The following is an 8982-nucleotide window of genomic DNA, read 5'->3' as shown; positions in this document are numbered from 1 at the left end:
CTGCACGGACTACGGCGTGCGGATCGGGGCGAGCCTCGGGGCCGGGCTCGCGGAGCGCGGCTGGGTCGTCGTCTCGGGCGGGGCGTACGGGGTGGACGCGGCGGCGCACCGCGGGGCGCTCGGGGCGACGGGCGCGACCGTGGCGGTGCTCGCCTGCGGGGTCGATCGTGTCTATCCGCGCGGTCACGCCCAGTTGATCGACCGGGTCGCGGAACAGGGGCTCGTGGTGGGTGAGTTGCCGCCCGGTGATCATCCGACCCCGAGCCGCTTCATCCTCAGGAACCGGGTGATCGCGGCCCTCACCCGAGGCACCGTGGTCGTCGAGGCGGCGTATCGCAGTGGGGCGTTGGGCACGGCCCGGTGGGCGCAGCGGCTCGGCCGGCACTCGATGGGGGTGCCGGGGCCGGTGACCAGCAGCGTCTCCGCGGGGGTGCACGAACTGCTGCGGAAGGAGGCCGTGCTGGTCACGGACGCCGCGGAAGTCGTCGAGCTGGTCGGAGAGATGGGGGAGCTGGCGCCGGAGCGGCGGGGACCCGTGCTGCCGCGCGATCTGCTGCCGCGGGCCGCCGCGCGGGTGCTCGCGGTGCTGCCCGCGCGAGGGACGCGCAGCGTCGCGGAGATCGGCCGGGGCGCGGGGGCGACGGAGGACGAGACGATCGGGAAGTTGTACGAACTGCGCTCATTGGGGTTCGTCGAACGACACGGCGACGGCTGGCAGTTGACACGCCAGGCGATCAGGCCGGACTTTCCGGAAGGGGGAGTTCCCTGACGCCTGACGTTCCGCCGTCCGGATGACCCCCCGATGACCTTGGCAATTCAGGCAGTTGACGCTCCGGCCCGGTCACGTACGGAGTCCGAAGGGTCCCCGCAAGTCGCCCAACGGAACGTATCTGCGCGCGTATGATCCCCTACCCTTCGCACACTGCGACACTCCAGTCACGCTACGCTCACCAGGATTCGGGTTCGTCCCCTCAATCCGCGATCAGGTAGGCAGCTCGGTACCAGTCATCACCAGACGGGCAGCACGGCATCTTCAGAACCAAAGCGACTAAAGCAACCAAAGCAGCCCTTACGACCACCACCTCAGGCACCCTCACCGGTTTCTCCGAGTCGACTCCCCTCGGTACGCAGCAGAACGGCACAAGGCGGCGCATGCCACAGCACACCTCCGGGTCCGACCGGGCGGCGGTCCCTCCCGCAGCCCGCGGTTCCAGCGTGCGGCCTCCGGCTCCCTCCTCCCTCGAGGAGCTGTGGAGGTCGTACAAGGCGACGGGCGACGAGCGGCTGCGGGAGCAGCTGATCCTGCACTACTCGCCGCTGGTGAAGTACGTCGCGGGCCGGGTCAGCGTGGGGCTGCCGCCCAATGTCGAGCAGGCCGACTTCGTCTCGTCGGGGGTCTTCGGGCTGATCGACGCGATCGAGAAGTTCGACATCGGGCGGGAGATCAAGTTCGAGACGTACGCGATCACCCGGATCCGCGGCGCGATGATCGACGAGCTGCGGGCCCTGGACTGGATCCCGCGGTCCGTGCGGCAGAAGGCGCGCAACGTCGAGCGGGCCTACGCGACGCTCGAGGCCAAGCTGCGGCGGACGCCCTCGGAGAGCGAGGTGGCCGAGGAGATGGGGGTGGCGCTGGAGGAACTGCATGCAGTTTTCAGCCAGTTGTCGCTCGCGAACGTCGTGGCGCTCGAGGAGCTGTTGCACGTCGGGGGCGAGAGCGGTGATCGGCTCAGCCTCATGGACACGCTCGAGGACCACGCGGCGGACAATCCCGTGGAGGTCGCTGAGGACCGGGAGCTGCGGCGGTACCTGGCCCGGGCGATCAACACGCTGCCGGAGCGTGAGAAGACCGTCGTCACGCTCTACTACTACGAAGGCCTGACGCTGGCCGAGATCGGCAACGTGCTCGGGGTCACCGAGAGCCGGGTCAGCCAGATCCACACGAAGTCGGTGCTGCAGTTGCGGGCGAAGCTGGCGAGTTTCCGGCGCTGAGGGGTGCCGGGCGGGCGGTCGTGGTGAATCGTCCCTGCCGGGCTTCTCCGGCCCCGGGTGGCCGGTGCGCTCCCGTACCGGGCGGCGCGTCCGTAAAGTGGAGACGTGCCAAGGATTCGAGCGGCCTCTGTGGCCGAGCACCGGTCGATGCAGCGCGGCGCCCTTCTGGACGCGGCGCGTTCCCTGCTGTCCGAGGGCGGGACGGAGGCGCTGACGTTCCCCGCGCTCGCGGAGCGGACGGGGCTCGCGCGGTCGTCCGTCTACGAGTACTTCAAGTCCCGCGCGGCCGTGGTCGAGGAGCTGTGCGAGGTCGACTTCCCGGTGTGGGCCGCGGAGGTCGAGGCCGGGATGGCGCGGGCCGCGACGCCCGAGGGCAAGGTCGAGGCGTACGTGCGTGAGCAGCTGGCGCTGGTCGGTGACCGGCGGCACCGGGCCGTCGTGGCGATCTCCGCGAGTGAGCTGGACGCCGGGGCCCGGGAGAAGATCCGGGCCGCGCACGGGGGGCTCGTCGCGATGATCGTCGAGGCGCTCGGGGAGATGGGGCACGAGCAGCCTCGGCTTGCGGCGATGTTGTTGCAGGGTGTGGTGGATGCGGCCGTGCGGCGGATCGAGCTGGGGGCCGCAGAGGATCCTGGCGTGATCGTGGATGCGGCCGTGGGGATGGCTTTGCGGGGCGTTCAGGGCTGAGGGCTGCCGCCGGGGGCCTGTGATTGGTTCTGGTCGTCGGGATGGCTGCCGGAGCCGGGGTCGGGGCTCTGGCCGTGTCGTGGAGAGGGCCTCCCGTGTGTGCGCTGCGCCGGGGTGCCGCCTTGCCCACCCTGCCGCCCCAGGCGGGGGAGCCGTCGGCCGGCGGCAGGCCGTCCGGACCGGGGCTCAGGAGTTGGTGAAGGGCCAGATCGGTAGGAGCCTTGCTGGGGGCCTTGTTCGTGCGGACGGGGACAGCAGGGACAAGGGGTCCAGGTACGTCGTGCCGCGGAGCAGGCCCCAGTGGAGGCAGGACGGGGTGGTGCGGGGGCAGTGGCCCGTCGGGAGTTGCAGGACTCCGACCAGGTCGCCCGCCCGAACTTCGGAGCCCTGGTCCACCGTCGCCGTCACCGGTTCGTAGGTCGTGCGCAGCGGTGGGTCTCCGGTGTCCGCCAGTTCCACCGCGAGCACGCCCCGGCCGGCCAGCTCGCCCGCGAAGGAGACCCGGCCGTCGGCGAGTGCGCGGACCGGGGCGCCGATCGGCGCCGACAGGTCGACGCCGCGGTGGCCGGGACCGTAAGGCGTGGCCGGGGGAGACCAGGGGCGGACCACCGCAGGACGGTCGCCCACCGGCCAGAAGTCCGCCGCGTACGACGGCGTCGCGAGGGCGAACAGCAGCAACATCGGCATCACGCTGAGTAGTTTTCGCATGGTGCTCACGATCCCGGGCCGAGCCCGAGTTCGGGGATCTTGGCCGGGAAACGTGGACTACCGGGCGGTTGTGGACAGCGGCGTCACCCGCTACCTCGCGGGTCCCGTACACTTCATGTGGCGATCCGGGCCACCGGATCGACTTCGCACGCCCCGGCACCGGGCCCCATGTCCTTCATGAGGTTCGTGTCAGGCGCCTATCGGTCCCGTACGGAACGTACGCGGCAGGCGCGCAGCGGGGCGTCAGGACACAACCGAGAACACACAAGGAGTACGGCCATGGCCGTCGTCACGATGCGGGAGCTGCTGGAAAGCGGCGTCCACTTCGGTCACCAGACCCGTCGTTGGAACCCGAAGATGAAGCGCTTCATCTTCACGGAGCGCAACGGCATCTACATCATCGACCTTCTCCAGTCGCTGTCGTACATCGACCGCGCCTACGAGTTCGTCAAGGAGACCGTCGCCCACGGCGGCACGGTCATGTTCGTCGGTACGAAGAAGCAGGCGCAGGAAGCGATCGCCGAGCAGGCGACCCGCGTCGGCATGCCCTACGTGAACCAGCGCTGGCTGGGCGGCATGCTCACCAACTTCTCGACCGTCTACAAGCGTCTGCAGCGCCTCAAGGAGCTCGAGCAGATCGACTTCGAGGACGTCGCCGCGTCCGGTCTCACCAAGAAGGAGCTTCTCGTGCTCTCGCGCGAGAAGGCCAAGCTGGAGAAGACCCTCGGCGGTATCCGCGAGATGTCCAAGGTGCCCAGCGCCGTCTGGATCGTGGACACCAAGAAGGAGCACATCGCTGTCGGCGAGGCCCGGAAGCTCAACATCCCGGTCGTCGCGATCCTCGACACGAACTGTGACCCCGACGAGGTCGACTACAAGATCCCGGGCAACGACGACGCGATCCGCTCCGTCACCCTGCTCACCCGCGTGATCGCCGACGCCGTCGCCGAGGGCCTCATCGCCCGTTCCGGCGTCGCCACGGGCGACCAGAAGCCGGGCGAGAAGGCCGCCGGCGAGCCGCTCGCCGAGTGGGAGCGCGACCTCCTCGAGGGCGAGAAGAAGGCCGACGAGAAGGCTGAGGAGGCCCCGGCCGCCGAGGCTGCTGCCGCCGAGGCCCCCGCTGCCGAGGCGCCCGCCGCCGAGGCTCCGGCCGCCGAGGCCCCGGCCGCGGACGCCGAGCAGGCCTGACCCGTACGGGTACCGGCATCAACACCGGTTTCACGAGGTGACGGCGGGGGCCCCTTCGGCCCCCGCCGTTCACCCGTGACCTTCCTTCGCAGACTGCTTCAGACTTCGTAGAGAGAAAACCAGGATCATGGCGAACTACACCGCCGCTGACGTCAAGAAGCTCCGTGAGCTCACGGGCGCCGGCATGATGGACTGCAAGAAGGCGCTCGACGAGGCCGAGGGCAACGTCGACAAGGCCGTCGAGGCGCTCCGCATCAAGGGCCAGAAGGGCGTCGCCAAGCGCGAGGGCCGCTCCGCCGAGAACGGCGCCGTGGTCTCCCTCATCGCCGACGACAACACCTCCGGTGTCCTCGTCGAGCTGAAGTGCGAGACGGACTTCGTCGCCAAGGGCGAGAAGTTCCAGGCGGTCGCCAACCAGCTCGCCGCGCACGTCGCCAAGACGAGCCCCGCGGACATCGAGGCCCTGCTCGCCTCCGAGATCGAGGCCGGCAAGACCGTCCAGGCGTTCGTCGACGAGGCCAACGCCAACCTCGGCGAGAAGATCGTCCTGGACCGCTTCGCGCAGTTCTCGGGCGCCTACGTCGCCGCCTACATGCACCGCACCATGCCCGACCTGCCCCCGCAGATCGGTGTTCTGGTCGAGCTGGACAAGGCCGACGCCGACCTCGCCAAGGGTGTCGCGCAGCACATCGCCGCCTTCGCGCCGAAGTACCTCTCCCGCGAGGACGTCCCGGCCGAGGTCGTCGAGTCCGAGCGTCGCGTCGCCGAGGAGACCACCCGCGCCGAGGGCAAGCCCGAGGCCGCGCTCCCGAAGATCGTCGAGGGTCGCGTCAACGGCTTCTTCAAGGAGGCCACGCTGCTCGGTCAGCCGTACGCCCTCGACAACAAGAAGTCCGTCGAGAAGGTCCTCCAGGAGGCCGGTGTCACCCTGAAGCGCTTCTCGCGCATCAAGGTCGGCATCTGAGTCCGTACCGCGCCCGACGCGAGACCCCGATAGGGTCGACAGCAGTCGTTCGGGAACGCTCCGGACGACCGCAGATGTGACGAGGAGGCCATTGCCGCGCATGGGATGCGAAACACCCCACCGGCAATGGCCTTCTTCGTATGTGCACCACGAGGAGATTCCATGACCACCACCCAGGCCGACAAGGGCGACAAGAGCGACGACGGCAAAGGCGCGGGACGCTTTCTGCTGAAGCTTTCCGGTGAGGCGTTCGCCGGGGGCGGGGGTCTCGGAGTCGACCCCGACGTGGTGCACGCCATCGCCCGTGAGATCGCGGCCGTCGTCCGTGACGGGGCGCAGATCGCCGTCGTCATCGGCGGCGGCAACTTCTTCCGCGGCGCCGAGCTCCAGCAGCGCGGCATGGACCGGGCCCGCTCGGACTACATGGGCATGCTCGGCACCGTCATGAACTGCCTGGCCCTCCAGGACTTCCTGGAGAAGGAAGGCATCGACAGCCGCGTCCAGACCGCCATCACCATGGGCCAGGTCGCGGAGCCGTACATCCCGCTGCGCGCCGTGCGCCACCTGGAGAAGGGCCGCGTCGTCATCTTCGGCGCCGGCATGGGCATGCCGTACTTCTCCACCGACACCACCGCAGCGCAGCGCGCCCTGGAGATCGACGCCGAGGCGCTGCTCATGGGCAAGAACGGCGTCGACGGCGTCTACGACTCGGACCCGAAGACGAACCCCGAGGCCGTGAAGTTCGACGCCCTCAGCTACGGCGAGGTCATCACCCGCGACCTGAAGGTCGCCGACATGACCGCGATCACCCTCTGCCGCGACAACACGCTGCCCATCCTCGTCTTCGAGCTCCTCACGTCGGGCAATATCGCGCGCGCCGTCAAGGGTGAGAAGATCGGGACGCTCGTGGGCGAGCAGGGCACCCGCGCCTGACCCAGCCGTCCGTCCCCGGGGCCCCGGATCCCCGGAGGTCCCCGAGGGATGGACAATGTCCTGCCGGTCGGACACCGTGCAGGAAAGACACGCGACGCAGCCGGCCGCCCCCGTGCATGCCGGGCCTCACTCAAGACACGCAGGAGCAAGTGGTGATCGAAGAGACCCTCCTCGAGGCCGAGGAAAAGATGGAGAAGGCCGTCGTGGTCGCCAAGGAGGACTTCGCCGCGATCCGCACCGGTCGTGCGCACCCGGCGATGTTCAACAAGATCGTGGCCGACTACTACGGCGCGCTGACGCCGATCAACCAGCTGGCCTCGTTCTCGGTGCCCGAGCCGCGGATGGCCGTGGTGACCCCGTTCGACAAGAGCGCGCTGCGCAACATCGAGCAGGCGATCCGCGACTCCGACCTGGGCGTCAACCCGAGCAACGACGGCAGCATCATTCGTGTGACGTTCCCGGAGCTCACCGAGGAGCGCCGCCGCGACTACATCAAGGTCGCCAAGACCAAGGCGGAGGACAGCAAGGTCTCCATCCGCTCGGTCCGTCGCAAGGCCAAGGACGCCATCGACAAGGCGATCAAGGACGGCGACATCGGCGAGGACGAGGGCCGTCGCGGCGAGAAGGAACTGGACGACACCACCGCCAAGTACGTGGCCCAGGTGGACGAGCTGCTCAAGCACAAGGAAGCCGAGCTGCTCGAAGTCTGAGCGAGCGCGGAACATCGAGGTTCGAGGAATCCGTGAACGACTCTTCCTGGGGGGCGCCGACCGGGCCCGGCCACTGGGGGCCCGCCGACCAGGGCCACGGGCCCGCCTACGGTCAAGGGCCCTCGTACGACCAGGGACGCGCTCCGGCGGGTCCCGCGTACGAACGGCACGCGGTTGAGGAGACTCGGCCCATGCCCATCGTGCCCGATACGCCCGACGTGCCCGCTGGTGGCGGAGATGCCGACCAGGATGGCGACCGGGGGGCCGCTCGGCTGAGCGGCCCCCTGTTCCGCGACGAGACGCCGCAGACACCGCAGGCGCCGAAGACACCGCAGGAGCCCATGCCCAGCGCAGCACCGCAGCCCGCCCCCGCGGCGGCGCCGAAGCAGAAGAAGAGCGCGGGCCGCGACCTCGGGGCGGCCATAGGGGTCGGCGTCGGGCTCGGCGCGGTGATCATCGCGTCGCTGTTCATCGTCAAGGCCGTGTTCGTCGGCGTGATAGCGGTCGCCGTCGTCGTCGGGCTCTGGGAGCTGACGTCGCGGCTGGAGGAGCGCAAGGGCATCAAGGCGCCCCTCGTGCCGCTCGCCGTCGGCGGCGCGGCGATGGTCGTCGCCGGATACGTCCGGGGCCCCGAGGGCGCCTGGGTGGCGATGGCGCTCACCGCGCTGGCCGTCCTGGTGTGGCGCATGACGGAGCCGCCCGAGGGCTATCTGAAGGACGTCACGGCCGGTGTCTTCGCGGCCTTCTACGTCCCGTTCCTCGCGACGTTCGTGGCGATGATGCTCACCGCGGACGACGGTGCGTGGCGGGTGCTCACGTTCCTGATCCTGACCGTGGTCAGCGACACCGGGGCGTACGCGATCGGCTGGCGGTTCGGCAAGCACAAGCTGGCGCCGCGGATCAGCCCCGGCAAGACCCGTGAGGGTCTGCTCGGCGCGGTGCTGTTCGCGATGGTGGCGGGCGTGCTGTGCATGCAGTTCCTGGTGGACGACGGCACGTGGTGGCAGGGCCTGGTGCTCGGTGTTCTCGTCGCCGCGAGTGCGACGCTCGGTGACCTGGGCGAGTCCATGATCAAGCGGGACCTCGGCATCAAGGACATGGGGACGCTGCTGCCCGGGCACGGCGGCATCATGGACCGCCTCGACTCGCTGCTGCCCACGGCGCCCGTGGTGTGGTTGCTGCTGGTGCTGTTCGTCGGATCGAGCTGACCTCGACGCGACAGGCCGCCCGGCCCGTCCCACCTCCTACGAGCCCCCGCCCCTTCCGGCGGGGGCTCGTCGCCGTACTGCCCCGAGGCCGGGGCGGCACGGCTCTACCGGCCCCCGGCGCCCGCCGCTACCTTCGTGTACGGAACCGCAGCCGCTGAGGCACGGGAGGCGTCATGCCGGTCGGACGACAGACGCAGACGCCACGTCTGCCGCCGCGCTGGTTCATCCGGCTGGCCTGGGTCGTGCACCGCGGCGGCTACCGGGTGCTCGGAGGACGGGTCGCACTGTGGCGGCCGCGCGGCCGGCGCTGGGGAGTGCTCCGGCTGACCACGACCGGACGCCGCACCGGTGCCCGCCGGGGCGTCATCGTCGCCTACCTGGAGGACGGCCCGAACCTGGTCACGCTGGCGATGAACGGGTGGGGTCCGGGTGAACCCGCCTGGTGGCTGAACCTCCAGGCCCGCCCGGAAGCCGACGCCGACCTGGTCGACGGCCACCGCCTGGTCCACGCCCGCGCCGCGACGGGCGACGAACGCACCCGCCTGTGGGCCCGCTGGCGCGAGACCGACAAGAACCTCGACGCCTTCGCCGC

Annotated in this window: 10 protein-coding genes; 9 read left to right on the top strand and 1 reads right to left on the bottom strand. The window is 70.0% G+C overall.

The window, feature by feature from the left end; all coding sequences use genetic code 11:
* From M4J07_RS44640 to M4J07_RS44630, 3 genes are all read left to right on the top strand, one after another.
* Positions 1-769 (top strand): DNA-processing protein DprA (locus M4J07_RS44640; protein WP_255982483.1); only part of this gene is annotated, 769 nt, incomplete at its 5' end.
* Between the two features lie 383 nt (positions 770-1152).
* Positions 1153-1992 carry an RNA polymerase sigma factor WhiG gene (gene whiG / locus M4J07_RS44635; RefSeq protein ID WP_255982481.1) on the top strand — a complete coding sequence of 280 codons (840 nt, stop codon included), beginning with the start codon at positions 1153-1155 and terminating at the stop codon, positions 1990-1992.
* A 129-nt stretch (positions 1993-2121) separates the two neighbouring features.
* On the top strand, positions 2122-2679 hold the full coding sequence (locus M4J07_RS44630; protein ID WP_255982487.1) for a TetR/AcrR family transcriptional regulator: 558 nt from the start codon (positions 2122-2124) through the stop codon (positions 2677-2679).
* A 186-nt stretch (positions 2680-2865) separates the two neighbouring features.
* On the opposite strand, the gene M4J07_RS44625 is transcribed toward M4J07_RS44630, so the two are convergent.
* Complete coding sequence (locus M4J07_RS44625) at positions 2866-3366, bottom strand: M23 family metallopeptidase (protein ID WP_255982485.1); 501 nt, start codon at positions 3364-3366, stop codon at positions 2866-2868.
* A 300-nt stretch (positions 3367-3666) separates the two neighbouring features.
* Between M4J07_RS44625 and rpsB the strand changes: the two genes are divergently transcribed.
* From rpsB to M4J07_RS44595, 6 genes are all read left to right on the top strand, one after another.
* Positions 3667-4575 (top strand): 30S ribosomal protein S2, encoded by a 909-nt coding sequence (gene rpsB / locus M4J07_RS44620; protein ID WP_255982479.1) that lies wholly within the window; start codon positions 3667-3669, stop codon positions 4573-4575.
* A gap of 127 nt (positions 4576-4702) precedes the next feature.
* Positions 4703-5539, top strand: coding sequence for a translation elongation factor Ts (gene tsf / locus M4J07_RS44615; protein ID WP_255982477.1), 837 nt, complete (start codon positions 4703-4705; stop codon positions 5537-5539).
* Positions 5540-5701: 162 nt separating this feature from the next.
* Positions 5702-6472, top strand: a complete 771-nt coding sequence (gene pyrH, locus M4J07_RS44610; RefSeq protein WP_255982475.1) for a UMP kinase — start codon at positions 5702-5704, stop codon at positions 6470-6472.
* Positions 6473-6624: 152 nt separating this feature from the next.
* Entirely contained in the window at positions 6625-7182 is a 558-nt protein-coding gene (frr, locus tag M4J07_RS44605; RefSeq protein WP_255982473.1) for a ribosome recycling factor, read from the top strand.
* 32 nt (positions 7183-7214) lie between these two features.
* Complete coding sequence (locus tag M4J07_RS44600) at positions 7215-8390, top strand: phosphatidate cytidylyltransferase (RefSeq protein ID WP_255982471.1); 1176 nt, start codon at positions 7215-7217, stop codon at positions 8388-8390.
* 173 nt (positions 8391-8563) lie between these two features.
* Positions 8564-8982 (top strand): nitroreductase/quinone reductase family protein (locus tag M4J07_RS44595; protein ID WP_255982469.1); only part of this gene is annotated, 419 nt, incomplete at its 3' end.

The sequence above is a fragment of the Streptomyces longispororuber genome (assembly GCF_024448165.1).
Taxonomy (GTDB): domain Bacteria; phylum Actinomycetota; class Actinomycetes; order Streptomycetales; family Streptomycetaceae; genus Streptomyces; species Streptomyces longispororuber_A.
This window is presented reverse-complemented; position numbering and strand designations above follow the sequence as displayed.

Coding starts and splice junctions, on each gene's coding strand:
- whiG (WP_255982481.1), top strand. CDS start 1,153: ATGCCACAGCACACCTCCGGGTCCGACCGGGCGGCGGTCCCTCCCGCA.
- M4J07_RS44625 (WP_255982485.1), bottom strand. CDS start 3,366: ATGCCGATGTTGCTGCTGTTCGCCCTCGCGACGCCGTCGTACGCGGCG.
- rpsB (WP_255982479.1), top strand. CDS start 3,667: ATGGCCGTCGTCACGATGCGGGAGCTGCTGGAAAGCGGCGTCCACTTC.
- tsf (WP_255982477.1), top strand. CDS start 4,703: ATGGCGAACTACACCGCCGCTGACGTCAAGAAGCTCCGTGAGCTCACG.
- pyrH (WP_255982475.1), top strand. CDS start 5,702: ATGACCACCACCCAGGCCGACAAGGGCGACAAGAGCGACGACGGCAAA.